The sequence below is a fragment of the Sphaerisporangium sp. NPDC005289 genome (assembly GCF_040607455.1).
GTDB lineage: Bacteria > Actinomycetota > Actinomycetes > Streptosporangiales > Streptosporangiaceae > Sphaerisporangium > Sphaerisporangium rhizosphaerae.
Window position 1 is genome coordinate 136,001 of the sequence record NZ_JBEXGS010000009.1, and the last position, 25,381, is coordinate 161,381.

The window sequence follows — 25,381 nt, forward strand, 5'->3', positions numbered from 1 at the left end:
ATGGACGACACCGCCGTGCGGCCGGCGCCCGGCCCGCTGAACGTGAACTCGCTGCGCTGGAAGATCGCCGCGCTGGTGGCCCTCGCGGCGTGCGGGATGGCGCTGGGCATCGGGGTGCTGGTCCATCGCAGCACGTTCGACCGCTCCCTCGCCCTGGGCAGGGAACGGGCCACGGCCGCGCTGCTGCCGATCGTGGACGCCTACCGGCGCACCGGCTCCACCGGCGGCACCTTCGCGGCCGACGCGCCGCCGCCTGCGGCCCTGACCCGGCAGGTCCGGCGGAGCGACCAGATGGCCACCTGGTACGACGACGGCAACCCCGAGGTCCCGTGGATGTGGGCGGCCCAGCGCGTCGACGGCCGGGTGCTGGCCGCGCAGGTCGACATGGGCGCCGACCTGCGCAGCCTGCGCGCCCTCGACCGGCACATCGTCATGGCCTCGCTGGCCGCGCTCGCCGTCGTCGTACCGCTGGCGGCGCTCGCGGCCGAGTTGCCGAACCGGCGGCTCAGACGGGTGGCCCGCACCGCGCGCCGCATCGCCGCGGGCGACCTCGACGCCCGCACCTCCGGGCGCGGGCACGACCGGGCCGGGTCCGTGGCGGGCGGCCGGCGCGGCGACGAGATCAGCGAGATCGCGGCCACGGTCGACCTGATGGCCGACAGCCTGCGCGACCGCCTGCTCAGCGAGCGGCGCTTCACCGCCGACGTCGCCCACGAACTGCGCACCCCGTTGATGGGCCTGGTCACCGCCGCCGGGCTGCTGCCGGAGAGCGAGGCGACCGATCTGGTCAGAGATCGGGTGGGGGCGCTGCGGGCCCTGGTCGAGAACCTGCTGGAGATCTCGCGGCTCGACGCGGGGGTCGAGCGTGCCGACCTGGCCCGGGTGCCGCTGGGCGAGGTCGTCGAGGAGTCGGTGGCCCGTACGGGGCTCCCCGCGCGCGTCGCTGACGCCGGAGCGGCCATGGCCGAGACCGACCCGCGGCGCCTGGACCGCATCGTCGCCAACCTGGTCATCAACGCCCACCGGCACGGCCGCGCCCCGGTCGAGGTCGCCGTGGAGGGCACGTCGGTCGTCGTGCGCGACCACGGCCCCGGCTTCCCGGACGCCGTGCTCGACGGCGGACCGCAACGGTTCCGCACCGGCGCGGCCGAACGCGGGCACGGCCACGGCCTCGGGCTGACCATCGCTCTCGGTCAGGCTCACGTCATCGGCGCCACGCTGACCTTCGCCAACGCGCCGGACGGCGGCGCCGTGGCCACCCTGCGCCTACCCGTCCCCCATCCCACCAGCGCGCATGCCACGGACCGCACGAACGGCTGAGCACGAACCCGGCGCGGCGCGAAGGACCGCCGAGACCGCGCCGCGCCTCCGCGCTTCTCACGTGCCGGACGCTGTGCGCTATGCCCCCAGGCAGGCCACCGCCACCCGCTGTATCGCGTTGTTGGCGAACCCGCCCCGATTCCACGCCTGTGTCTCGGGCTGGCCCAGGCCGCCGGCGGTGGTCGCGCGCGCCGACAGGACGTGCATCCCCGGCTCCGCGTGCCAGTCGAAGGTGAACCTCCGCCACGCCCACCGGTGCCCGTCCGGCTCGGCGAGCGCCGCGGGTGACCAGCTTCGCCCGCCGTCCACACTGACCTCCACCCGCTCGACCGCGTCGCCGCCGGACCAGGCGCGGCCTTCGAGCGTCACCGGCCCCGGCCGCACGACCCGCGTGCGGGACATGAAGTCGGGGAAACCCGGCGGCACCAGGAGCGCCCGGGGGCTGATGCGCGTGACCGGGTCGCCGGGCTCGTCCGGCTGCCGGCGCAGGCGGTAGGCGACGCTCTGCTGGTACCCGGTGAAGGGCTCGCGAAGGACCTCGATGTCGCGCAGCCACTTCACGTGGGCCATGCCGTACCAGCCGGGGACGACGAGCCGCAGCGGGAAGCCATGCTGCGGCGCGAGCGGCGCGCCGTTCATCTCGTAGGCCAGCAGCACCTCCTCGCGCATGGCCTCCGACAGCGGCAGGCTGCGCTGGTAGTCCTGTTCGACTCCGCGCTCGACGCCGTGGTCGGCGCCGGTGAAGACCACCTCCACCGCGCCGGGGTCGACGCCGGCCGCGGCGAGCACCTCGCGCAGAGGCACCCCGGTCCACTCCGCCGTCCCGACCGCCTCCACCAGCCAGGGCTGGCTCACCGGGCGGGGCGCGAGCCTGGCCCGCCCGTTGCCCGCGCATTCCATGGTCACCCGCACGGTGCGCCGGGGCAGCTCCTTCAGGTCCGCCAGGCCGAACGTCGCCGGCCGGGAGACCAGGCCGCCCACCTCCAGCCGCCACTCCACCGGGTCGATCACCGGAATGTCGTAGTGGATCAGCAGGTAGTGCAACCCGAGCGGCGTGACGTCGTACCGCAGCGCCTCCAGCGGTATGCCGTGGTTGCGTGCCGCCAGCGCGAGCTCTTCGGCGCTGATGCCGTCGGTGTCCTCCACCCGTCCGGGGAGGCTGATCTCAGCGAGTGTCGGGTCCATCCCCCAAGGATGCCGTGCCCCTCCGGCCGGCGGCGGCCGGGAGCCGCCGCCCCGGCCCCCCGTCCCTCAGCCCGACGTCAGTGTCATCCTGCGCCGTTCGAGTTCGGCCCGTTCCACGGCGTTGCCGGACAGCTCGATCGCCCGCTCGTACGCGCGCGCGGCGCCCGTCCGGTCACCGGCCTGCCTGAGCAGCTCGGCGTGCGCGGCGTGCAACGGCTGGTACTGCGCGAGGGCGGGTTCGTCCAGCAATGGCCCGAGCAACGCCAGGCCCGCCGCGGCCCCGAAGGCGAACCCGACCGCGGTCGCGTGGTTGACCTCGATGACCGGAGAGGGAGTGAGCCTGCCGAGGGCGCCGTACAACCGCGCGATCTGCGCCCAGTCCGTCGTGTCCTCGCCGGAGGCCTGCATGTGCAGCGCGCTGATCGCCGCCTGGATCTGGTACTCGCCGGGACGCGCGAACCCGGCCGCGCGCTCCAGGGCGCGGAGCCCTTCGCCGATCCGGTCCCGGTCCCACAACGACCGGTCCTGCCGGGGCAGCGCCACGTAGCCGCCGTGCCGGTCGACCCGCGCGGCGCGACGCGCGTCGTGCAGCAGCATCAGCGCCAGCAGCCCCCACGCCTCGGCCTCGCCGGGCATGAGCTCGCACACGAGCCGTCCCAGCCGGATCGCCTCGTCACACAGCTCTCCGCGCACGAGACGGTCGCCCTCGCCGGCGGAGTAGCCCTCGTTGAAGATCAGGTACACGACCCGGAGCACCCCGCGCACGCGTCCGGGCAGTTCGTCGCCGGTGGGCACCCGGTACGGGATGGCGGCGTCGGCGATCTTGCGCTTGGCGCGGACTATGCGCTTGCCCATGGTCGGCTCCGCGACCAGGAACGCGCGGGCGATCTCGCCGGTGGTCAGGCCGCCGAGCGTGCGCAGCGTCAGCGCGACACGGGCCGCCAGGTTCAGGGCCGGATGGCAGCAGGTGAAGATCAGCCGCAGCCGGTCGTCGGTGATCGGGCTCGCTTCGCCCATCGGGGGGTGCTCCTGCTCGTCCAGGCGCAGCAGCGCGGCCAGGCGCTCGGCGCGGTCGGACACCGACCGGTCGCGGCGCAGCCGGTCGATCGCCCGCCGCCGCGCCGTCACCGTGATCCACGCCGCCGGGTTCGCCGGGACCCCGTCACGCCGCCACGTGGCGAGCGCGGCGGCGAACGCGTCCTGCACGGCGTCCTCGGCGATCTGGAAGTCGCCGGCGTACCTGATCAGGGTGGCCAGCACCGCCGCCCGGTCATCGCGGAACACCCGCACGACCGCCGCCCCGGCCGGGTCGCCCGTCCCTGGTTCCAGGTGGCTCGGTTCCGTCGTGTTCACGATGCCGGTTCTGGACCGTGGGCCGGGATCTCGGCCGTGGTCATGATCGGACGCACCTCCACCGAACCGTGGCGCGCGATCGGCATGCGCGCCGCATGGCGCAGCGCCTCGTCCAGGTCGGCGCACCTGAGGACGTAGTAGCCCGCCAGGACCTCCTTGGTCACCGCGAACGGACCGTCGGTCAGCTCCACCTCGCCGTCACGGACGCGGACGGTCGTCGCGGCGGCCACCGGGTGCAGCGGCGCGTTCGCGACGAGCAGCCCGGCCTTCCTGAGGCTCTCGGTCACCTCCAGCCATACCGGCATCTCCGCGAACCTCTCCTCCTGCCGGTCTTCGTCCTCCGGCGCGTAGAGCAACACCATGTAGTCCGGCATGCGGCCTCCTCACTCCGTTCACCGGCTTTCGCCGCCGTCACCACTACAACGAGGCGGGCCCCCCGACGGGGCGGTCCCCGCCGGGGCGCCCGCCACGGCTGATCAGGCGAGGGTCACAGACCGTAGGTCGGGAACAGGTTCGTGGCCGGCCAGGAGGTGACCGCGTCGGCCGCCTGGTGCAACGGGTAGTCGATGTCATCGGTGTAGTTCCGCTGCAGGGCGTCGTTCCACCGATTGAACAGCACGACCCAGCTCAGCCCGTCGTACCGCCGGACCATGAGGGTGGAGGTGCCGGGATACGCCCCGTCGTGCCAGGTGTTCAGGGCGCCGCCGACGGGGCGGACGGACCAGCCCATACCGTAGTACGAGCCGTCCCAGTCGATGGCGGGCGGGGCGAACACCTGCGTGATCGACGACGAGGTGAGCAGGCCGGGAGCGTCGAAGATCGTGGTGAACTTCGCCATGTCGACGGCCGAGGAGAGCCAGGCGCCGTGCGCGGCCATGTTCTCCAGGTTGAACCCCCCGTAGGGCATCGGCACCTGAGCCCCGGAGTTGTCCAGCACGGTCGTCGCGGAAGCCATCTCCGAGTAGTAGGGGAGCTCCGAGGACCGTCGCAGGTTCTGGGCCGTGCGGCCCTGCACCATGCGGGTGATCTTCACCGGGGCGAGCACGTTCTGCTGGACGTAGGTCGCGTACGGCAGGCCGGTGACCTTCTCGACGACCTTGCCGAGCAGCATGTACCCGTAGTTGGAGTAGGCGTACCTGTCTCCGGGCTTGAAGTCGAGCGTGTACCTGGAGGTGTAGTCCATGATGTTCGCCTGCGTCACCGGCAGCGGCACGTGGAGTTGGCCGCTGATGGCGAAGTCCCACCGGTACATCGGGTCGAACGACACCGAGCGGTCCCAGCCGCCGAGGTGCTGCAGCAGGTGCAGCACGGTGACCTCACCGAGCCGGGAGTCGGCGGCCGTGCTGAGCCCGAGCATCGGCGCCACCTTGGCCGACAGGCTGAGCCTGCCGTCCTGGACGAGCTTCATGATCGCGGTGGCCGTGACCGGCTTGCTCACGCTGGCCAGGCGGAACAACGACGTCGGCTGGGCCAGGACCGGGCCCGACGTGGAGTTGTATCCCCGCGCGAGCACCAGCCTGCCCTGCCGCACCACGGCGAGCGAGGCATAGGAGATGCTCTGCGCCTCCATGAAGCTTCTCAGCAGGTCGTCGAAGGGCTGTAACGACGGCGAACTCGAGCCGGTGACCGTCCAGGTGGGTGGAGTGCCGGCCGCGACGGCCGGGCGGGCGGGCAGCGCGGCGGCCGCCGCCTGCCGGGCGGGCAGCGCGGCGGCTCCCACGACGGCCCCCGCGAGCAGACGCAGCGAATCCCTGCGAGTCAGCATGAATCGTTCCCCGTTCTCTGGTCAGATGACATGGCGGACGACATGAAGAGCCACGACGCGGCTCTGGTGTGACACCACATCGCGTCCTTTCGATCGTGAGTAGCGGTCCTGTTCGATGGTTCGCGGGTATGAGGGCGGCCTGCGGGACGAGGCGACAACGGCCGGCCGGTCCGAGAACGCCGGCGAGCGCGGGGTTCTCCTCGCACCGCGGTGGTCCGTGACGGGCGGACCCGAGGGGTGATCAGGCCGCGGGAGAGCTGTGGTACGCCTCGACGAGCCAGCGGTCGTCGCGCCGCGAGAGCGTCCAGGTCGCCAGTTCCCACCGGTCGGCAGGAGGCTCGGCCTCGCCGGCGAACACGGTGGCACTTCGCGTGAGGACGATGACGGCGTGGTCACCGGGCGAGCCCGCGGGGCCGAGGGAACGGATGCCACGCACCTGGTGGATGCGCTGCGAGTGCTTCAGCGGCCCGGCGAACGCGTCCCCCATGCGGGCCCGGATGTCGGCCCTGCCGCTCAGGTGCACCCCGGGCAGCACCACCGTGGCGTCCTCGGCGTAACCGTCGGCGAACGCGTTCGCGTCGCCGCCCGCCCACGCCGCCATCGTCGCCTCGAAGGCCGCGAGCAGTTCGGGCTCATCGGGGTGTGACGCCAGGACGTCGTCCGCCGTGGCCGTCTCCGTCTTCGTCTTCGCGTGCGGATCGTCGCTCATCTTGGTTCCTCCACCGCAGATCCGTGGCCGCCGTGCGGCGGCTCCGCTCTACCGACGCGGCACCCCCGCCGGTTTGGACAGGGGGCCGCGGATGGAACGCACTCCGGGGGTCCGGCGCGCCTTCACCTTCCTGGTGAACCCGGACGAGGCCTGGTTCTCGTGCAGCTCATGGACCCCGACGCTCGGGATTCAACTCCTAATATACAAGCAAAGATCCTAATTTAGGAGTTATCTGCTAGCCTGGCGGGCATGAGCGGCAGGCGGAGCTATGGAGATGCGTGCGGCGTGGCGCGCGGCCTCGACGTCATCGGTGACCGATGGGCACTGCTGGTGGTGCGCGATCTCCTCCTCGGTCCCAAACGCTTCAACGACCTGCTCGCCGGCCTGCCCGGCGTGAGCCCGAACGTTCTGACCCAGCGGCTGGCCGACCTGACCGGCCACGGCGTCGTCCGGCGCCGCGACCTCGGGGCGCCGGCCCGTGTGCACCTCTACGAGCTGACCGAGTGGGGCCGCGAGCTGGAACCCGTGCTCCTCGGGCTCGGACGCTGGGGAAGCCGGGCGCCCTCCCCGCCCGACCGCGAGCTCGGCCGCGACTCCCTGCTGCTCGGCGTCAAGGCCCGCTTCGACGCCGCGCGCGCCGACGAGCTGCGCGGCACCTACGAACTGCGCGTCGCCCCCGAGACCTACGCCGTGGAGGTCACCGAGGGGTCCATCGAGATCAGCCGCGGCGACGCCGGACGGCCGGACGCGACGCTCACCACCGACCTCGACACCCTGCGCGCCGTCCTCGCCGGCCGGCGCACACCGGCGGACGCCGTCCGCTCCGGCGACCTTCACCTCGACGGCGACCCGCGGGCGGCGCGCAACCTGACCGACCTGCTCCAGGCGCCGGCCTCGCCGCCGGCCTGAGACACCCCTGGCACACCGAGAGAGAACGGACGGACATGGGCCGCCTCATCCTCCACATGCAGACCTCCATCGACGGATGCGTCGACAGCCACGTCCCCGGCTCCACCTGGAACCTGTGGGACTGGGGGCCCGACTGGCCCTGGAGCCCCGACCTCAGGAAGCGCTTCAACGACCTCCTCGACTCCGTCTCCGGCATCGTCCTGAGCCGGCCGATGGTCTCCGAGGGGTACCTCGACCACTGGAAGCGAACCGCCGACCAGCACCCCGGCGACCCCGACCACCGGTTCGCGCACCGCATCGGCGAGCTGCCCAAGTTCGTCATCACCGAGCACGGCACCGTCTCGGCCTGGCCGAACACCACGGTCGTCACCGGGCCGCTCGCCGAGTCCACGCGCCAGGCCAAGGCCGCCGCCACCGGCGACCTGGTGTGTTTCGGCGGCGCCGGCTTCGCCCGCGCGCTGTTGCGCCACGACCTCGTCGACGACCTGCTGCTCGCCGTCAACCCCGGCGTCGCCGGCGACGGTCCCCGCATCTTCGACGCCTCGATGGCCCACGACTCCTACGAGCTGGCCGAGGCCTTCCCGTCAGCCTGCGGAATCCTGCTGGTCCACTGGGCCAAGCGCCGCCGCTGACCCGGTCCGCGCGGGCCGCGTCCGGCGCCGGCGGCGGATGGCCAGAGCGGCGGCGGTGAGGCCGCACACGACGATGAGGACGAGCAGGAGCAGCGTCCAGGGGATGGTCCAGGCGCCGGCCGTGGTCTGGACGACGGCGAGCGGGGCGACCGAGTTGGCGGCGTCGGTGAGCAGCGGGGTGAGAGCGACCGTCCCCGTCAGGCGCAGCGCGGGGGTCACCCCGCGCACCGGAACCGAGACCTTCCAGGTGTCGCCCGGGAGCAACTGGGGCGAGTCGCCGATCTGCCCGGCGCGGACGCCGAAGCGTCCGAAGGGCCCTGACAGGGACACCGCCTGCCGGGCGGCGAGGATGGCGTTGCCGGTGTTGCGGACCGTGTAGGTGACGGTGGCCTCGCCCTTCCCGAACGGATCGGGCGTGCCCGAGTAGCGCACCCGCAGATCCTCCGCCGACAGGCCCGGCTTGAGCGCGCCGCCGACGCGCAGGCGGATGCGGATGCCGAGACGCCCGTCCCCCTCGCCGGCCCCGGCCGGTGCGGTGACGATGCCGCCCATGTACTCGCCGGGGGCGGCGTCGTCCGGCAGGGCGACCGTGAAGGGCACCTCGACCGACCCGTCGGGCGCGACCGTCACGTCGGGCCGGTCCGCGTGGACCCACGCGCCCACCTTCGTCGAGGTCGCGTCCTTGGCGACCAGGTCGAGCCGGCCGCCTTCGGCGGTGAAGGCGTCAGCGGCGTAGACGGCGAGGTGGAGCGGCGTGGCGCCGTGGTTGACGATCACGAGGCCGTCCTGGAGCCGACCGCCCGGGTCGAGGGTGTAACGGTAGTTCTCCCGGCCGGAGCCGAAGTCGCCGGCGGCCGTGCCGACCGTCCAGGAGACGTCGCCGTCCGCCGCCGCGGCGGGCCCGGCCCCCGCGCCGAGCAGGCCGAGCACGGCGAGCAGCACCACGACGGTGGCCTGGGCGAGGGCTGGGGTCGTACGCGGTCTGGGCGGGCGCATCTGGTGATCCTCGAACGGTCGGGAACGGCGGGTGGAACGCGTGCGGCGGAGCGGGCCCCCGAGGCCGCCCACCCCACGGCGGGTGGAACGCGTGCGGCGGAGCGGGCGTCCGGACGCCCACCCAACGGCGGGTGGAACGCGTGCGGTGGGACGGGCGCCCGAAGACGCCCGCCCCACCAGGGGGAACGGGGGCGGGCCGGTTCAGCGTGGGCGTCCCCGGCATCGCTCCCGGCCGGTTACTTCAGCCAGGCGGCCTCGGTCGCGGCGGGCTTGTGGTCCTCGCCCTTGCCACCGTGGCCGTTGCCGTGGTCGTCACCGTGGCCGTTGCCGTGGTCGTCACCGTGGCCGTTGTCGTGGTGGTCGTCGCTGTAGGGGCGGATGACCACCTTGTCGACGGCGGAGCCGACCGGCTGCGCGGGGCCCGCGCCGCTGTTCGGGCCGCACCAGGACTCCTGGCCCAGCTCGACCGCGGCGTTGGGGGCGGCGCAGGTGCCGCTGCGCAGGTTCTCGACGACCAGCCGGTCGCCGCGGACCTGCACCTTGACGTAGGTGCGGACGTGCTCCTGGTTCTCGACCGAGTTGGCCCAGTGGCTCTTGGGGTTGAGCGGGTCGGGGCCGTAGTTCGGGTCCTTGGTGGTGTTCGGAGCGGTGAGGTCGTAGTACTTGGAACCCGAAGCGGAGTTCGCCGTCACGTAGATGACCCCGCCCGGACCCTGCGCCACCTCGGCGGCGCCCGGCTGCTCGGCCTTGTTCGCCTTCTGGCCGTTCTTGATCACGTAGCTGCGCGAGTAGCTGTGGTCGTGGCCCTGCAGGACCAGGTCGACGCCCAGGTTGGAGAAGGCGGTCGGGAAGTCCTGGCGACGCAGCTGGTTGTCGGCGTCGTTGGCGTGGCTGGCCGGGGAGTAGATCGAGTGGTGGTACACGAGCACCGTGTACTTGGCCTCGCCGCCGTGCTCCTTGACGACCTTGGAGACGTAGCTGATGTGCGCGGCGTCGGAGCCCGCGGCGTAGGCGTTGCTGTTGAGGTCGATGAACAGCACGCCCTTGTAGACGTACCAGTAGTCACCGCCGGACCGGGTGGCCGCGTCGCCGTTGTAGTACGGCGCCGAACGGTCGGTGTTGGGCGTCCAGAAGTGCTGCTCGTAGGCCTTGCCGCCCACGTCGTGGTTGCCGATGGTGGCGGCCCACGGGTACTGGCGCAGCTTGTCGGGCGCGAGGAAGGCGTCCCACTGCGTCTCGGTGTTGGCGCTCTCGACCTGGTCGCCGCCCGAGACCAGCAGCTCGGACCTGGGGTTGGCGGCGAGGGCGACGTTCACGGTGTCCGCCCAGCCGGCGCCGTCCTTGGCGGTGTCGCCGGACGAGCCGATCTGCGGGTCGCCGAAGAACAGGAAGTCGAAGTCGCCCTTGAAGTCGCGCGTCTTGAACGAGTAGGCCGGGGACCAGTCGCCCTCGGTGCCCACGCGATAGGAGTAGGCGGTGTTCTTCTTCAGGCCGTCGATCGTGGCGTGCGCGTTGTAGCCGCCGTTGACGACGTTCGCGGTGACCGTCGCCGGGAAGGTGGTGGTGTGCTTGGGGAACTCGCCGTGGCGCACCTGCTTGGTCGGCGCGACCTGGACCACCTGCGCGGTGCCGGCCGAGGAGTACCAGGACACGACGCGCTGCGACTCGTCGGCGCCCACGCCGAGGATGATTCCGGTGGTCGTCGCGCCGGCGGTGGCGTGGACCGCGGCCGTCAGGCCACCGCCCAGCACCGCGCTGACGCCCATGACCGCCGCCGTGGCGCCGAGGGCGAGCCGGCGTCGGACGACCCCGGGGCCCTGTGCCCGGTTTTCGAGCTTCATCAGGTTTCCGTCCATTTGAGGGTGTTTTGGAGCTTTGTCACGGTTTCCGACGTCGGTGTCCTCAAGGTGAACATGAGACAGGCGTACTGTTGCGCGCACCGGAAGTTGTGATGCGATCTCAGATGCCGAGATCGCGCATGTGCTCTCAGATGCGAGAACACGCATGCGATCTCAGATGCCGAGAACACGCTGCGCGAACCACACCAGGCCCATCGCCGCCACGCCCACCGCGACCGCTCCCGTCGTCCACAGACCCGCGACCGGACGGCGGCGGCGCAGCAGCGCGAGCAGCGGGAAGACCGCGATGATGATCGCCAGCTGGACGACCTCGATGCCCACGTTGAACACCAGCAGCGACCACAGGAGCGTCCACGAGAAGGCCTGGTCGATGCCCAGGGCCGCGGCGAAGCCCAGCCCGTGCACCAGGCCGAAGCAGAAGACCACCGCCAGGCGCGTCCAGCCCGCGGTGTCCAACCCGAAGTGACCGCGCCCGGTGGGCACGAGGTCGGTGGCGTGTGACCGGCGCCGCCAGATCCGCCACAGATGCCAGCCCGCGACGACCGCGATCGACAGCGCGATGACGGGCTCGACGAACGACGCCGGCAGCCGCACCAGGCCGAGGGCGGCCAGGATGAAGGTCACGGAGTGGGCGAGGGTGAAGGTCGTCGCCGCGAGCACGATCTCGCGCAGGCGGCGCGACCCCGCGATGAGCGCGAGCAGGAACAGGATGTGGTCCAGCCCGGTGAGCAGATGCTCGGCCCCGAGCCTGAAGAACTCCCAGAAGCGCTCGGCCCATGACTGGTGCGTGGAGAACGACGGATGCCTGGAATCGAGCGCGGCGCTCCCCGACGTCAGGTCCAGGCCGTAGGTGACCACCGTCTTGCTGTCGCGCACGTAGCTCTCGGAGTCCGGGAACAGCCCGCTGCGCACCTCGTGCGAGTCGGCCGCATCCGGGCACCGGTAGTCGAGCACCAGCACCGCGTACGGGACGCCCTCGCGTTGCTCGATCGTGTACCCGCCGTCCTGGGACGGGGCGCACGCCTCGCCCTCGGCCGTGACGTCGAAGCGCCCGGTCACGTACGCGAGCACGGAGGCGGCATGGGCGTCGAGCGCGGCGCCCTGCCGCGCCGCGTCGCCGGCCTCGAACGCCGCGGTCCCCGCCCGGAAGAGCGGATCATCCTTCTGCGCGTCGGCGGCTGAGACGACGAGCAGGTCGTACTCCAGCCCGAGCCGGGCGCGGACGTGCCCGGTGCCGGGCGAGGTGAGGTCGACGTAGACGGTCGAGCTGAATCCATGGGCGAGAGCGGGTACGGCGCTGAGCAGGACGGCCACGATCACCGCGGCGACGACGGCACAGGCACGACGCCGGGTGGCGCGGAACATGTGACTCCTTTCGGTTGGCGAACGCAATCTGCTCGGCCGACATGAACGAGCGGCGGCGCACCTGGAAACGGGTCAAGAACCACGTCTTACCGAAATATCGCCCATAGTGGATGAGGGCTCGCAATGAGGTAGGAAGTAGACGCACCTCCCGTCACGCCCGAAGGACGACCCCCATGCGCTCTCGACGTCTGCCCGCCGGAATGCTGGCCGTGGCGGTCGCGACCGCCGCCCTGCTGGCCGGCGGATGCGGCTCCGAGGACGACTGGTCCCGGCCGCACGCCAGGCCGAGCGCGATGGGCGCCCTCGGCCCCGGATTCCTCGACCGGTCCGCTCCGCCCGCCCCGGAGGCGACGATCACCCCGCGCCCCGGCTCGTGGGACGGCACCCGTCCGTCGGAGGGTTACCGAGTGGTGCTGCTCACCGCGGGGACCGACCCCCAGACCAGGACGCTGGTGAACGCCGTGACGCAGTGGGCCGAGCAGGAGAGCGTCAGCCTCAAGGCCGTCACGGCCACCCGGCCCGACCAGTACATCGCCCGCATCAGCGAGGCGATCCGCCTGAAGCCCGACCTGGTCGTCAGCGCCGGCAACGACCTGGTCGACCCGCTGGCCATGGTCACCCCCAACCACCTCGACCAGCGGTTCCTCGTGATCGGCGCCGAACTCGCCGAGCCCACCGCCAACGTCACCGCCGCCGACTGGACCGGAGCGTCCTTCCGCGGCGAGGGACTCGGCATGTCCTCGGAGTACGACCCCGCCACCTTCACCCCCGACCGCGCCGCCCGCGCCCTGCGCGCCGGCGTCGCCGCCGTCCTCAACGGCCTGACCGGCATCGTCATCTGGCTCAACTGACCATCGCTGGAGTGGCCGGTGAACCTGACCGACCCGCCCCTGGCCCCTCACGCGATCGGCGAGGAGCCCGTCGCCGTCCGCGTCGACATGACGGACATCCGGCTGTTCGCCAGATCTGCACTACCGTGTCGGACCATGAACGGGGACGGCTGGCTGGCGGACACCCGCGCTTCCTACGACACGGTCGCGGTCGGCTACGCCGACCACATCCGCGAACACTCAGGCCCTGAACGGCCGCACGCGGCCGTCCCCTGAGGTCACAAGCCTGCGTCTCCCACCCTGGTCATCGTGCCGAGTCTCGGGAAGGCGCGCTCGAGCATGTGTCAGCGTTCGCAGACGATGCCGTCGCCGTCGCGGTCCTGGTACCAGTGGTACTCCGGGTCCTTGTCGCGGTAGTACGGGCCGTAGCCGTTGCGGTTGGCCTCGGCGCAGGTGCTGAAGCGCGGGTCGTTCCCGGACGGCGGGGGCGGCGGCTCGGAGGTGGGCTTGGGGGTGGGTTTGGGGCTGGGCTTGGGGGTGGCCTGCGGGCCGCCGTCGCACCGGCCCGACCAGATGCGCAGGCGGGCGGCCCTGGCCGCGGCCTGGTCCTCGCGCAACGGCTTGATGTACCTGGCGTTGGCCCCCATCTGGCCCGCCTTGGCGTACCCGTAGCGGACCAGGTTGCGGTTCACGAACGTCCCCGCGGTGTTCCACACGTAGAACAGGTACCGGCCGGCGGAGTCGCGCGCCGTCTTGTCCTTGAGCAGGCGGACGGTCGTCCTCGGGGCGAGCAGGGCCGCGGTGTGCGCGGTCGCGGCCGCCGCCCAGCACTGACCCTTGTTGGGCGCGTTGACGTCCAGCAGTCGCACCCGCAGTGTCCTGCCCTTGTAGACCACGTCCACGGTGTCGCCGTCGACCACCGCCTTCACCTTGGCGGCCAGGGCCCCGAGCGGCGCGGCGGCAGCGGCGGCGGGCAGAGAGGGGACGACCAGGCCGCCGGACACCAGGGCCCCGGCGAGTAAGAGGCGGGCGCGCAAGATGGCTCCTTGTGTGAGTGAAGTGACTCAGGAGAGACGGGGCACGAAGAGCCCCGGTTGTCCGCGTGTCCCGATCCGGACACGCCACTTCGTCGCACCCCTGCCCCGCGAGTCCGGAATCCCCTCCAGAGCCGGCCATGCGGGTTCGTTAAGGGCGGCCAAGGCGTCGCTCCAGCCCTGTCACCCGGGCGCCCGCGACAGGTTGTACCGGCGGCGGTGGTACGGGCGGTGCGGTTGAACGGCCGGCCAGAGAGGCGAAGGCGGGCCGCGTGGCGGCTCCTTCAGGACCGATCGCGGGCGAGCAGGCCATCGACATCCCGGGCGAGCAGGCCGTCGACGAGGAGTTGCAGCATCCGGGTGGCCTGGGCGACGTCGGCGGCGGTCAGCATGATGCCGGCCATGCTGGCGGAGACGTCGGCCGGTCGGACGTCGGCACGCAGGCTGCCGTCGGCCCGGCCGGCGTCGAGGATGGTGGCGATGGCGACCTCGAGGTGCTCGCGGGTTTGCCCGGAGCTGATCGCACCGCTGGCGATCACCGCGCGCAGGGCTTCGGCCATGCCGTGTTTGGTGGCGACGAAGTCCTGGTAGCGGCGCATCCACTCGCGCATGGCGTCGGCCGGCGGGAGGTCGCTCACCAGTTGCGCGGCCATGGCGCACAGGCGGGCGAGTTCGCTGCGGTACACCTCCTCGACCAGGGCGTCGCGGGAGGGGAAGTTGCGGTAGAGCGTGCCGACGCCGACTCCCGCCTCGCGGGCGATGGCCTCGATCTTGACGGGCTCTGGGCCGGCGGTGAGGGCGCGGGTGGCCGCGTCGATGATGCGCTGGCGGTTGCGCTGGGCGTCCCTGCGGGCGCCGGGGCGTCGCTCGGACTCGGAAACCGCGATCACCTCAACCTCTCAAGCGGAATCGGTTCCGCTTCTGCTAGGGTCAGACCGAACTGAGCGGAATCGGTTCCGCTTACGGTCATCGTATCCGGAGGTCCACGATCATGACCACGACGCATGCGTACGCGTACGGGAAGCTGGGCGATCACGATGTCCTGCGGGCCGGCTTCGGCGCCATGCAGCTCGAACACGGCGACCCCGCGGAAGCCGTCAAGGTTCTGCGCCGCGCGATCGAACTCGGCGTCGACCACCTCGACACGGCCCAGTTCTACGGCGCGGCCAACGACCTCATCAGGACCGCTCTGCATCCGTACGCCGACGACCTGCAGATCGTCACCAAGGTCGGCGCGGTGACGCATCCGACCGAGCGGCTGGTCACCGCCCAGAAGCCGGCGGAACTACGGGCGTCGGTCGAGGACAACCTGCGCACCCTCGGCACCGAGCGCCTCGCGGTGGTCAACCTGCGCCGGGCCGACGTGCCACCGGGCATCATCGCCAGTGGCGACCAACTGGTCGACCTGGACAGCCAGCTCGCCGAGCTCATCGCCCTGCGCGACGAGGGCAAGATCGGCGGCATCGGCCTGAGCCACGTCGACCTCGCGCAGCTGCGGCAGGCCCTTCCGGCCGGCATCGTCTGCGTGCAGAACCTGTACAACGTCCTCACCCGCGACCACGAGGACATGCTGACCGAGTGCGCCGAGCAAGGGATCGCCTGGGTGCCGTACTTCCCGCTCGGATCGGCCTTCGACCGGCTGCCCAGCGTCACCGACGACCCCGTCGTCATCGCGCACGCCGGACGCCTCGGCATCACCCCTGCTCAGGCCGGGCTGGCCTGGCTGCTCGGCCACAGCCCGGCCACGCTGCTGATCCCCGGCACCCGCAACCTCGCCCACCTGGCCGACAACGTCGCGGTCACCCGGATCCACCTGGACCAGCAAGCGACGACGGCCTTCAACGCCCTGTCCCAGAACACGCCCACATAGCTGGAAACACCCGGAAAGCGGTTCGAGGAAGCACCCTCAAGAGGGGGAAGCGCAAGGCGGCTCCTCGTGTGGGCGAAGCGACTCACGGAAGACGGAACCGATGGTCGCCGTGCCGCCGATCCCGATGCTGATCGGATGCGCTGTGCGCCCGGGCCGTCGAGGCGCACGGCCCCGAAGCCCTACGCCGCGCCCTACCCGATGGTTCGCTTCCCGCCTGGGCCTTCTTCCCCCGACCCGGCGTGAACACCTCCCAGAGCCGCCGACAAGCCGGCATGACCGATGCTCAACTCACCGGGCCCCAGCCGGGAGGAGGGTCCTCGCCGACCCGGCCGTCGACCGCCTCGCGGAGAAGGTCGGCGTGGCCGGTATGCCTGCCGTACTCCTCGATCAGGTCGCAGACCAGCCGGCGCAGGCTGGCGTGCTCCCCACCGGGAGTGGAGATGTGAGCGAGCTGATCGAGGCCGCCGCCGGCCAGCGCGGCCTCCAGCGTTGCGCGCGAACGGGCGACGGCGTCGTCCCACAGCCGATACAGATGCTCGGGGCCGTCGGTGTCGGCGGAGGTGAACTGCCAGTCATCGCCGCCTTCCCAGTGCTCCTCCCACGGTGAACCGATCGACTTGCCCTGGAACTTGACGTTGAACATGTGGTCTTCCACCACGGCCAGGTGCTTGAGGAGGCGGCCGAGGGTGAGCGTGGAGGCGCCGACGCGGGTCCGCAGCCCATCCTCGTCGAGGCCGTCGGCCTTCCAGCGGAAGGTGGTACGCAGTCGCTCGAGCGCACCCACCAGGTGCGCGACCTCGTCACCGGCCAACGGCGGCTCCCAGGGAGTATCGGTCATAACCGCAACCCTGGCACAGGTGAGCCGGAAGCGGCTCGACATGGCCCTTCGCGACATCCTGCCCGGCTCCTCCACCGCCTTGACCTTGATCACCCTCGCCTGACCGCTGCGGCCATCTCCCGCAGGGAACTCGGTGACCGCGGCTCCCTCTCCCGTCGCGGTGACGGCTTACCGGAGTCTCAGCCTCGGCATGGGTACGGCGAGTGTCGGCGGTCGAGCGGGCGAAGCGACCTCGAGTTGAGCGCGACGAGCCAGGAACGATCTGGATCACGGGCCGGCTCCGTGCTTTCCTCAAGGCCGCGGAAGGACACCGGCTCTTCGCGTTATTCCGCTTGGCCGCCTATACCGGGGCTCGGCGGCTCCTGAGCTCGTGGCGGCGCCCCTTGTGGCCCGGCACCGGCCGCCGCGGCGGACCGGGCCGCGCCCGGACGGCCGGACGGCCGGACGGCCGGTGGTCCGCGAAGACCACCGGCCGCGCCGTCGTGCCGGCTAGGAGCCGAGCGTGACGTGGAAGATCTTCTCGTTTCCGTTGTTCGGGATGCCGTCCTTGTCGCCCTGGGTGCTGGTGGTCAGCCACAGGCCGCCGTCGGGAGCGGGCTCCACAGTGCGCAGCCGGCCGTAGGTGCCGTTGAAGAACACCTGCGCGCTGGGCAGGCTGCTCCCGCTGATCGGCACGCGGTACAGCCGGGTGGCGCGCTCGCAGGCGATGTAGATCACGTCGCTCACGATGGCGATGCCGGAGCAGGAGCCCTCCGCCACGGGGTAGGTGCGCTTGGGCGCGATGTACCCGGCGGTGCCGCAGGTGCCCGTCGTCCCCTCACACGCCGGCCAGCCGTAGTTGCCGCCCTTGGTGATCAGGTTGGTCTCGTCCATGATGGAGTTGCCGAACTCCTGCTCCCACAGCCGGCCCTGCGAGTCGAACGCCAGCCCCTGCGGGTTGCGGTGCCCGTAGCTCCACACGTAGGTGCCGAACGGGTTGTCCGACGGCACGGTGCCGTCCGGGTTGAGCCGCAGGATCTTGCCGTTGAGGCCGTTCAGGTTCTGCGCGTTGTCGCCGTTCTGGGCGTCGCCGGTGCTGGCGTACAGCTTGCCGTCCGGGCCGAACCGCAGGCGGCCGCCGTTGTGGTACTTGTTGCGCAGGATCCCGGTGAGCAGGATCTGCTCAGAACTGAGGGTGAGCTGGTCGTTCTCCAGCTTGATGCGGACGATCCGGTTGTCGGTCGACGTCGTGTGCATCATGTACAGCCAGTGGTCGCTGGCGAAGGTGGGGGCGATGGCCAGCCCCATGAGGCCGCCCTCACCGTCGGTGTCGTCGACGTTCGGCACCGTGCCGATGTTGGTCTTCGCCCCGGTGGCCGGGTCGAGGTGGATGATGTCGTGGACGTCCCTGCGGCTGTAGAGGATCGTGCCGTCGGGCAGCGTGAGCAGACCCCACGGGAGGTCGGTCTCGGTCGCGATCTGCGTCACCCCGCACACCGAGTCGGCGCACCCCCCGCCGGTGGTCACGGTCGCGGTGTTGCTGCGCGACGAGACGTTGGACTGCGCGTCGCGGGCCACCACGTAGTACTGGTAGCTCGTGTTCGCCGACAGCCCGCTGTCGATGAAGGTGGTGGCCGGCGGGTTGCCGGTGACCGTGCCCACCAGCGTGCCGCCGCGGTAGACGAGGTAGGCGCGGACCCCGACGTTGTCGGTGGCCGCGGTCCACTGCAACGTCACCGTGGTGCCGGACGCAGAGCCGGTGAGCCGGCTCGGGGCGGTGGGCGCCTGGGTGTCGGACTGGCACTGCGGTGGCGTGATCGTGACCGTCGCGCTCGCCTGGGAGACGTTGCCCGCCGCGTCGCGCGCGTTGACGTACAGACCCCACGTCGAACCGGGGACCACGGTGAGGGTGGTGGACAGGGTGGTCCCGCTCACCGACTTCATCAGCTGACCGTCGTGGTAGACGTCGTAGAACGCCACTCCGACGTTGTCGGTGGAGGCGCTCCACGCGAACGTGACCGAGTCGCACACCAGGCCGCTCACCCGCGGGTTGCCCGGCACCGTCGGAGGCTGGGTGTCGGCGCTTCCGGTGGACGTCGTCCACTTCTGGTTGCTCTGCCCGTTACACGTCCACAACTGCACCGGGGTGTTGTTTGTGGTCCGGCCTCCGCTCACGTCCAGGCACATGCCGGACTGCACGCCGACGATGCTGCCGTCGGAGTTGATCCGCCACTTCTGGCCGGCCGCCCCGGTGCAGGTGGAGATCTGCAGCGTGGCCGGGGGCGTGGTGTCCTGGCCGACCACGTCCAGGCACCTCGGGGAGCTGTACACCCGGAGCTCTCCCGCCGTGGTGGAGGTCCACGTCTGGCTCGCCTGCCCGTTGCAGTCGTAGATGGTGACGCGGGCGCCTGGCGTCGTGGAGTTGCCGGCCACGGTCAGGCAGCGGCCGGACGCCACGCCGACCACGGTCGAGGTGGCCGCCGACGCGGGCGTCGAGCTCGCCACGATCATGGCGGCCACCGAGGCGAGCGCGGCCACGAAGGCGGCCAGAGCGCGCGGCCACGGCCGTCCGCGGGTGGTTAAGGCGAACATTCGTATCAGTCCTTACCGGGGTCGTTCGAGGGTGGGGTTGCCAGGGGAGGGGTCTCGCGCGGCGCCGGCGGCACCGCGGTGCGCGGTCACCACCGAGAAGCCGGCCGGCGCATTGCGGCGACGGCGCGGCCCGGGCTCGAGGTACGGCGCCGCCCACCGCACCCCGTGAGGTCCGCTCGCTGCCAGATCCAGCAAAATGCGACAGAGTCCGTCAGGAATGACAGCACCTCTCTGACAATGCTGTCAGAAATATTGTCACGACTCCCGGCGAATGTGGCATATCGGATTGCCCGCTCACCGAAGCCGTCCAATGGCGGGCGGCACGCCAGGTCCGGCGACGGGGGCGCCTCACGCGGGTGACCGCGCCTTGACGTGGGGCTCGGCCGCGGGCGGTGCCTCTGCGTCACATGGGATGCCACCTGAAGATCATCGATCCCGAGATGAAACATTCACCGCCCGCCCGCTCCCCGAACCCCTCTGCCCGAACCAGACCAGACCAGACCGCGAGATGCCGGGGAGTACCCATCTACCCGGACACGGTGACCGGCCTGATGCGCGACCTCATCAATACCTACAACAAGCAGAAAAAGGACGACCCGCCGGCGGAACCACTCCCGTACGCACGCCTACACGATCTTCGCCATATTCACGCGACCACACTTCTCTTGGCCAGCGTCCCTGTGCACGTGGTAGCGGCCCGGCTAGGTCATGCCGACCCTGCCATCACCCTTCGGGTATATGCCCACGTCATCCGGTCTGCGGAGACAGCTCGAATTTTTAGACTGTGCGCAAATAATCATCGCAGAAGTAAATATCTAGCAGAAGGAGGGGATTAGCAATATGACATCACTAAGACATCTGTGCGAGATTTTTCGAATAACCGATTACGGCAAAAGTGAGATCTAGCCCAAATGCTAAAAGTGAGATCTCGAACGACCAGGCCGCGTTAGCAAGAGTGTTAGCAACGAGGCCCCTCCTGATCTTGGGAGGGGCCTCTGAGCTGGAGCCGCCTAAGGGAATCGAACCCTTGACCTACGCATTACGAGTGCGTCGCTCTGGCCGACTGAGCTAAGGCGGCGTGCCACGGGGTACCCGCAGCGTGTGGAAGTCTACAGGTTTCCGGGCGTTCTCGCTCACGTCGGTGGCGGGCGGATGGCGGGGTCAGGTGACCTTGGGGCAGAGGGTGCCGGTCTTGGGCGTGGTCAAGCTGAGCAGGTAGCGGTCGACGGCGGCGTCGATGCAGCTCGAGCCGGTGCGGTAGGCGGTGTGACCGTCGCCGTCGTAGCTCAGGAGCACTCCTGAGGACAGCTGCGAGGCCAGGGCCTTGGCCCACTCGTACGGCGTGGCGGGGTCGCGCTGGGTGCCGACGACGAGGATGGGCGGGGAGCCGGCGGCCTTCAGCGGCTTGTCGGTGCCGATGGGCTTGGCCGGCCAGTATTCGCACGGCAGGGAGCCCCACATGACGTAGGCGCCGAAGTGCGGGGACTCCTTCTGCGCCGCGCGGGCGGCGTCCTCGTAGGCGGCGGTGTCTCGCGGGTAGGGGTGGTCGATGCAGTTGACGGCCATGTTGGCCTCGGTCTGGTTGGAGTAGCTGCCGTCCTGGTGACGGTCGACCAGGATGTCGGCCAGCCGCAGCAGGGTGGTGCCGTCCCCGCGGAAGGCCTGGGCGAGGGCGGTGCGGAGCACGGGCCAGGAGCGCTTGTCGTACAGGGCGGTGACGATGCCGAGGGTCGTCCACGACTCGTCGATCTTGCGGCCGTCGCCGGTGTTGTTGCGCAGCGGGTGCTCGTCGGTGCTCTTCAGCAGGGTGGTCAGCTGCGCGAGCGCGGCGTCGGTGTTCTTCGGGGAGAACGGGCAGGTGGTCTGGTTGAAGCAGTCGGCGAGGAAGGAGCGGAACGCGACCTCGAAGCCGCGCGCCTGGGCGGCGTTGACCGTCGGGACCGGGGCGAGGGCGGGGTCGATGGCGCCGTCCAGCACCAGGGCGCGCACCTTCTTCGGGAACAGGTCGGCGTAGACGGTGCCCAGGTAGGTGCCGTACGACTTGCCCAGGTACGTCATGCCCTGGTCGCCGAGGACGGCGCGCAGGACGTCCATGTCGCGGGCGGCGTCGGCGGTGCCGACGTGCGGGAGGAGCTTGGCCGACTTGGCCTGGCATCCTTCGGCGAAGTCCTTGGCGCCCTTGGCGAGCTCCTTGACCTCGGCGGAGTCGTCGGGCGTGCCGTCCAGCCCGATGAACTTGTCGAGTTGGGGGCCGGACAGGCAGTGGACCGGCGCGGACTCCCCGACTCCGCGCGGGTCGAAGCCGACCGTGTCGAACCGGGCGAGGATGGCGGGCGTCAGCACGGTCTTGGCGGCGCGGGCGTACTCGATGCCGGAGCCGCCCGGTCCGCCCGGGTTGAGGATGACGGACCCGATGCGCTGCTTCCCGGTCGCGGGGAGGCGGATCACGCTGATCGCGATGCGGTCGCCGGACGGGGCCGCGTAGTCCAGGGGCACTTCGAGCTTGCCGCACTGGAAGCCGTTCTTGCAGTCCGTCCACGCGATCTTCTGCCCGTAGTAGGGCGCGAGCGCGGCCGAGGGGGCCTTGGCGGCGTCCCCACCGGTCGAGGTCGGCCCGTCCGCGCGGTTGCCCGCGTCGCCCGTCGCCGAGCAGGCCGAGGCGAACAGCATCGCCGCCACAAATGCGGTAGCCGTACGGCTAGCGCCGGAAAAGCGCATCATCGCGCCGCCACCCATCCCCCGTTGTAGACGTCTTCGTCGCGGCGGGCCCGTCGGCGGGCCCTTGCCGCTGATTCCCGCCGGCCTCTGTCACAGAGGCCCCGCGGGCCGTTCCCCCGTTGTGCGACGCCGGCTGTCGATCAACCGCACGGCGTCTTGGTTGTACCCCGCCCACGTGGGCTTTCACTCCTCGACGGTATCCCGTCCGCCGTACCTCGCGTCGTGCTGTTGGCGCGGCGAGCACACGCTCGCCCGGGAGCAGGCGCACCGGCGTCCCCCGTCGTTCAGGCGCACGACGACCGAGTCGGAGGGCACGTTGTGGCCGATGACCGTGCCTTCCCCTTCGGGCGTGTCGACCGCCGCCCCCACGCGCGGCGCCGCCGAACGGAACTCCTGGTACAGCGGGTGCTCGTACTTCAGGCAGCACATCAGCCGCCCGCAGGCCCCCGCGATGCGGAGCGGATTGACCGGAAGGTCCTGGTCTTTGGCCATGCGGACCGAGACGGGTTCGAAGTCCTTGAGGAAGGTGGCGCAGCACAGGTCACGGCCGCAGGGGCCGATGCCGCCCTGGAGGCGGGCCTCGTCGCGCGGCCCGATCTGGCGCAGCTCCACGCGCGCTCGCAGGTTGCGGGCGAGATCGCGGACCAGGGCGCGGAAGTCCACCCGGTGCGGAGCCGAGAAGTACACGGTGTAGACGTTCTCGGCGTCGAGGTAGTCGACACCGACGATCTTCATCGGTAGCTCGTGCCGTTTGATGAGGCGCTTGGACACGCTGCGGGCCTCGGCACGCCGCCGCCGGTTACCCTCGTCCCGCTCAAGGTGGTCTTCGCCGGCGATGCCCGCGCAGACGGGCAGGCCCTCGACGTCGTCGCTCACCCATTGCGGCGCCCACACGCACTCGGCCACTTCCGCCCCGGCCTCGGTCGGCACGAGGACCTTGTCGCCGACCTTGGGACTGTGGTCGCCCGGATCGAGATAGTAGAGCCGTCCGTAGCGGGTGAAGCTCACGGCCATGATCATGCCCACGGAACGCCTCCGCCTCCTCGCCGTCACGCCCGGTACGGCCAGCGCCTGCGCGCTTCCGGCCCACATTACGCGCAGATCGGTCGCAGGAGGCAACCCTTCGGGGCGGCGCCGCTCATCGCGGTGCGGCGGCGGGGGCGTCCGCCGCGGCGGCGGCACCAGAGATGCCGGAGGCGCCGTGGCCGGCGGTGAGGGTGGCGTGCACCGACCGCAGCCTGCCTTCCAGCTCGACCAGGGCCCGCAGCACCGGATCGGCGCCCTGGCCCGCCGGCTGCTCATGGTCGAGCGGCGGGAGTTCGACGGGCACCCACGCGGGAGCGGGGCGACGGCCCAGAGTCAGCCGGATGGCTCCGATGTTCCTGCGCAACGCGATCCGGGCCGCGCGGTGGGACGGGGCGGAGGACGGACCGGGCTCCACTGCGGCGGGCGGGGTGACGGGTGCCGCGGTCGCCGAAGGAGTGGAAGACGAACGGGGCGGTGGCGGGGCGGTGAGCGTGGCGACCTGGTCGCCGCATGCGGCCAGGTCTTCCGCGCATTCCGCCAGCCCCGGACGGGTCCGGTGCGCGGGCAGCACGGGGACCAACGGCCGCAGGACGCGCCGCAGGGCGACCAGAGGCTCGGCGGCGATCTTCAGCGCCGCGGCCTGTTCGTCGAACCGCGCGCGCTTTTCCTGATCCGGCGGGCCTTGCAGAAGATCGCCGAGCGCCTCCAGTGTGCGCGACAGGTTCCGGCGCACGACGGCCTCGGTTCTGATCGGCAGCAGGACGAACGCCGGGAGGACCGCGCAGACGGTGCCGAGCACGATCTGCAGCAGACGCCCGACGAGGAACGCCGGACCGGCCTGGCCCAGCAGCCCGTACAGCAGGGCGAGCATGCTCGTCATGCAGAACGACCAGTACGCGTAGTCCACCTGGCGGAGGATCAAACCCACCAGCAGGTACGCGAAGATCGCCACGACCGCGGCCACCGGGTGCCCCGTGACCGGACCGGCGATCAACGTCGCCGTGCCCGCCCCGGCCAGGGCGCCGGCGAAGCGCTGGGCACCCTTGTGCAGGACGTGGCCCCGCGACCGGGCTCCGATGGTGACCACCAGGGCCGTGACCACCGTCCAGGGCCAGTGGGCGGGGAAGAGCAGGTGGCCGGCCGTGAAGGCGAGCGCCAGGGCCAGTGCCGACTGCGCGGCCAGCCGGGTGTGCACGGACCCGGACGCCGCCGCCGAGGACGAGAGCGGGGACGGCGACGAGGACGGCGACGGCGACGGCGACGGGAGTGGGACGGCGGCCGTCCCATCGCGGGGAGGCGCCGGTCGGGGACGCAGGCGCGCCATGGTCACGGCCGCGACGCCGTTCCACGCGACCGCGACGAGCGCCGCCACCGCCGACCAGCCCAGCGCGGCGAGCGGGTCGCCGCCGACCGGGACCGGCGCCATGAACAGGCCCAGCAGGGGCAGCGCCATCAACCGCCCGAACGCCGACGCGGCGTGGCCGTACCGCCGCAGGTGGATCGACACGAAGACGAGCACGACGAACAGGGCGCTCCCCGCCAGGGGACTGACGAGCATGAGCGCGCCGACGACCGCCACGCAGGCCGTCACCGCCGGGAGCCCGAGGATCACCAGCGGACTCTTCCAGCCGGCCCCGCCACGGGACACCCGGTCCAGGGAGAAGGCGATCACCACACCGAGGACGAGCACCCCGGACGACGCGTGGGCCCAGCGGGCGAGGACGGCGAGCGTGGCGAACGTCCCCACGGCGGCGACGAACGCGCGGAACCCGTGGAACACCGCGAAGCGGTCCGGCAGCTGGGACCGGCAGCCGAAGCGTATGCGCCAACTCATAAGCATGTACGTATCAGATTCCCGCGATTGACGGCTAGATAGTACGAGAAAGCGTATTATCTGATCGTGGAAGAGGACGATGCGCGGGCCGAGGTCTCGGCGGTACGGCGGGGAGCGATGCGGCTGGCCAGGCGGCTGCGGGCCGAACGGCCGGAAGGGGTCTTGAGCAGCGCGAAGCTCAGCGTCCTTTCGCATCTGTACCACCGGGGCGGCATGACGCCCAAGGCGATCGCCGAGCTGGAACGCGTGCAGGCGCAGTCGATGACCCGCGTCCTGGCCGAGCTGCAACGCGAGGGGCTGGTCGCCCGCGAACGCGACCCGGGCGACGGACGCCAGTCCTTGATCACCCTCAGGCCCGAGGGCATGGCCGCCCTCGTGCGTGACATGTCCTACCGGGACGCGTGGCTGGGCCGGGCGATGGAGCACCATCTGTCTCCGGCGGAGCGCCGTATCCTGCACCTCGCCGGCGAGCTCATGGAACGACTCGCCGACGCAAGCCTCCCTCCCGGCCCGACACCGTCGCCGTCACCGTCGGAGTCGACGATCCAGGCGACCGGGCCGGTCTGA

23 protein-coding genes and 1 tRNA gene are annotated in these 25,381 nt (G+C 71.3%); 8 read left to right on the forward strand and 16 right to left on the reverse strand.

The features are described 5' to 3' along the window. Positions 1 to 1,320, forward strand: coding sequence for a HAMP domain-containing sensor histidine kinase (locus ABZT47_RS17925; RefSeq protein WP_354842714.1), 1,320 nt, complete (start codon positions 1 to 3; stop codon positions 1,318 to 1,320). 78 nt (positions 1,321 to 1,398) lie between these two features. Here ABZT47_RS17925 and ABZT47_RS17930 read toward each other — a convergent pair whose 3' ends face one another. The 5 genes from ABZT47_RS17930 to ABZT47_RS17950 all read right to left on the reverse strand — a co-directional run bounded on the left by ABZT47_RS17930 (position 1,399) and on the right by ABZT47_RS17950 (position 6,332). Beyond that, entirely contained in the window at positions 1,399 to 2,505 is a 1,107-nt protein-coding gene (locus ABZT47_RS17930; protein ID WP_354842717.1) for a sulfite oxidase, read from the reverse strand. 66 nt (positions 2,506 to 2,571) lie between these two features. Beyond that, on the reverse strand, positions 2,572 to 3,858 hold the full coding sequence (locus ABZT47_RS17935; RefSeq protein ID WP_354842720.1) for a DUF6596 domain-containing protein: 1,287 nt from the start codon (positions 3,856 to 3,858) through the stop codon (positions 2,572 to 2,574). Continuing rightward, the gene (locus ABZT47_RS17940; RefSeq protein WP_354842723.1) at positions 3,855 to 4,232 is read right to left on the reverse strand and encodes a YciI family protein; all 378 of its coding nucleotides are present in this window, start codon (positions 4,230 to 4,232) and stop codon (positions 3,855 to 3,857) included. The genes ABZT47_RS17935 and ABZT47_RS17940 overlap by 4 nt, the downstream gene beginning before the upstream one ends. A 113-nt stretch (positions 4,233 to 4,345) precedes the next feature. After that, a complete protein-coding gene (locus ABZT47_RS17945) occupies positions 4,346 to 5,623 on the reverse strand; it encodes a serine hydrolase domain-containing protein (protein ID WP_354842726.1) in 1,278 nt (425 codons plus the stop codon). Between the two features lie 241 nt (positions 5,624 to 5,864). Next, the gene (locus tag ABZT47_RS17950; protein WP_354842729.1) at positions 5,865 to 6,332 is read right to left on the reverse strand and encodes an SgcJ/EcaC family oxidoreductase; all 468 of its coding nucleotides are present in this window, start codon (positions 6,330 to 6,332) and stop codon (positions 5,865 to 5,867) included. A gap of 249 nt (positions 6,333 to 6,581) precedes the next feature. Between ABZT47_RS17950 and ABZT47_RS17955 the strand changes: the two genes are divergently transcribed. Both ABZT47_RS17955 and ABZT47_RS17960 read left to right on the forward strand, forming a co-directional pair. After that, positions 6,582 to 7,241 (forward strand): winged helix-turn-helix transcriptional regulator, encoded by a 660-nt coding sequence (locus ABZT47_RS17955; RefSeq protein ID WP_354842732.1) that lies wholly within the window; start codon positions 6,582 to 6,584, stop codon positions 7,239 to 7,241. 56 nt (positions 7,242 to 7,297) lie between these two features. Then, positions 7,298 to 7,873, forward strand: coding sequence for a dihydrofolate reductase family protein (locus ABZT47_RS17960; protein WP_354842735.1), 576 nt, complete (start codon positions 7,298 to 7,300; stop codon positions 7,871 to 7,873). On the opposite strand, the gene ABZT47_RS17965 is transcribed toward ABZT47_RS17960, so the two are convergent. From ABZT47_RS17965 to ABZT47_RS17975, 3 genes are all read right to left on the reverse strand, one after another. Next, complete coding sequence (locus tag ABZT47_RS17965; RefSeq protein WP_354842738.1) at positions 7,826 to 8,869, reverse strand: DUF916 domain-containing protein; 1,044 nt, start codon at positions 8,867 to 8,869, stop codon at positions 7,826 to 7,828. The two genes, ABZT47_RS17960 and ABZT47_RS17965, sit on opposite strands and share 48 nt — an antisense overlap. A gap of 236 nt (positions 8,870 to 9,105) precedes the next feature. Continuing rightward, complete coding sequence (locus tag ABZT47_RS17970; RefSeq protein ID WP_354842741.1) at positions 9,106 to 10,710, reverse strand: metallophosphoesterase family protein; 1,605 nt, start codon at positions 10,708 to 10,710, stop codon at positions 9,106 to 9,108. Positions 10,711 to 10,881: 171 nt separating this feature from the next. After that, positions 10,882 to 12,093 carry a HupE/UreJ family protein gene (locus ABZT47_RS17975; RefSeq protein ID WP_354842744.1) on the reverse strand — a complete coding sequence of 404 codons (1,212 nt, stop codon included), beginning with the start codon at positions 12,091 to 12,093 and terminating at the stop codon, positions 10,882 to 10,884. A 173-nt stretch (positions 12,094 to 12,266) separates the two neighbouring features. On the opposite strand from ABZT47_RS17975, the gene ABZT47_RS17980 reads away from it, so the two are divergent. Beyond that, positions 12,267 to 12,944, forward strand: a complete 678-nt coding sequence (locus ABZT47_RS17980; protein ID WP_354842747.1) for a hypothetical protein — start codon at positions 12,267 to 12,269, stop codon at positions 12,942 to 12,944. 18 nt (positions 12,945 to 12,962) lie between these two features. Then, complete coding sequence (locus ABZT47_RS17985) at positions 12,963 to 13,199, forward strand: hypothetical protein (protein ID WP_354842749.1); 237 nt, start codon at positions 12,963 to 12,965, stop codon at positions 13,197 to 13,199. A 68-nt stretch (positions 13,200 to 13,267) separates the two neighbouring features. Here the strand turns inward: ABZT47_RS17985 and ABZT47_RS17990 are convergent, their stop codons facing one another. Together ABZT47_RS17990 and ABZT47_RS17995 are read right to left on the reverse strand one after the other, a co-directional pair. Then, the gene (locus ABZT47_RS17990) at positions 13,268 to 13,960 is read right to left on the reverse strand and encodes a thermonuclease family protein (RefSeq protein WP_354842751.1); all 693 of its coding nucleotides are present in this window, start codon (positions 13,958 to 13,960) and stop codon (positions 13,268 to 13,270) included. A 281-nt stretch (positions 13,961 to 14,241) separates the two neighbouring features. Continuing rightward, positions 14,242 to 14,847, reverse strand: coding sequence for a helix-turn-helix domain-containing protein (locus ABZT47_RS17995; protein ID WP_354842754.1), 606 nt, complete (start codon positions 14,845 to 14,847; stop codon positions 14,242 to 14,244). A 101-nt stretch (positions 14,848 to 14,948) separates the two neighbouring features. Here ABZT47_RS17995 and ABZT47_RS18000 point away from each other — a divergent pair, with 101 nt between their 5' ends. Continuing rightward, a complete protein-coding gene (locus ABZT47_RS18000; protein ID WP_354842757.1) occupies positions 14,949 to 15,827 on the forward strand; it encodes an aldo/keto reductase in 879 nt (292 codons plus the stop codon). Positions 15,828 to 16,110: 283 nt separating this feature from the next. Here ABZT47_RS18000 and ABZT47_RS18005 read toward each other — a convergent pair whose 3' ends face one another. Together ABZT47_RS18005 and ABZT47_RS18010 are read right to left on the reverse strand one after the other, a co-directional pair. Then, positions 16,111 to 16,665 (reverse strand): DUF664 domain-containing protein, encoded by a 555-nt coding sequence (locus ABZT47_RS18005; RefSeq protein WP_354842760.1) that lies wholly within the window; start codon positions 16,663 to 16,665, stop codon positions 16,111 to 16,113. Between the two features lie 489 nt (positions 16,666 to 17,154). Then, positions 17,155 to 19,236, reverse strand: coding sequence for a PQQ-dependent sugar dehydrogenase (locus ABZT47_RS18010; RefSeq protein ID WP_354842763.1), 2,082 nt, complete (start codon positions 19,234 to 19,236; stop codon positions 17,155 to 17,157). Positions 19,237 to 19,676: 440 nt separating this feature from the next. On the opposite strand from ABZT47_RS18010, the gene ABZT47_RS18015 reads away from it, so the two are divergent. Continuing rightward, on the forward strand, positions 19,677 to 20,072 hold the full coding sequence (locus tag ABZT47_RS18015) for a tyrosine-type recombinase/integrase (RefSeq protein WP_354843170.1): 396 nt from the start codon (positions 19,677 to 19,679) through the stop codon (positions 20,070 to 20,072). Between the two features lie 165 nt (positions 20,073 to 20,237). Here the strand turns inward: ABZT47_RS18015 and ABZT47_RS18020 are convergent. The 4 genes from ABZT47_RS18020 to ABZT47_RS18035 form a co-directional block, all read right to left on the reverse strand. Next, positions 20,238 to 20,314: transfer RNA gene (locus ABZT47_RS18020), tRNA-Thr, on the reverse strand. Positions 20,315 to 20,397: 83 nt separating this feature from the next. Then, a complete protein-coding gene (locus tag ABZT47_RS18025) occupies positions 20,398 to 21,906 on the reverse strand; it encodes an alpha/beta hydrolase (protein WP_354842766.1) in 1,509 nt (502 codons plus the stop codon). Between the two features lie 231 nt (positions 21,907 to 22,137). Continuing rightward, a complete protein-coding gene (gene ricT / locus ABZT47_RS18030) occupies positions 22,138 to 22,974 on the reverse strand; it encodes a regulatory iron-sulfur-containing complex subunit RicT (protein WP_354843173.1) in 837 nt (278 codons plus the stop codon). Positions 22,975 to 23,092: 118 nt separating this feature from the next. Continuing rightward, on the reverse strand, positions 23,093 to 24,814 hold the full coding sequence (locus ABZT47_RS18035) for an FUSC family protein (RefSeq protein WP_354842769.1): 1,722 nt from the start codon (positions 24,812 to 24,814) through the stop codon (positions 23,093 to 23,095). 66 nt (positions 24,815 to 24,880) lie between these two features. Between ABZT47_RS18035 and ABZT47_RS18040 the strand changes: the two genes are divergently transcribed. Then, positions 24,881 to 25,381: a MarR family transcriptional regulator gene (locus ABZT47_RS18040; RefSeq protein ID WP_354842772.1), complete on the forward strand. Its 501-nt coding sequence runs from the start codon at positions 24,881 to 24,883 to the stop codon at positions 25,379 to 25,381.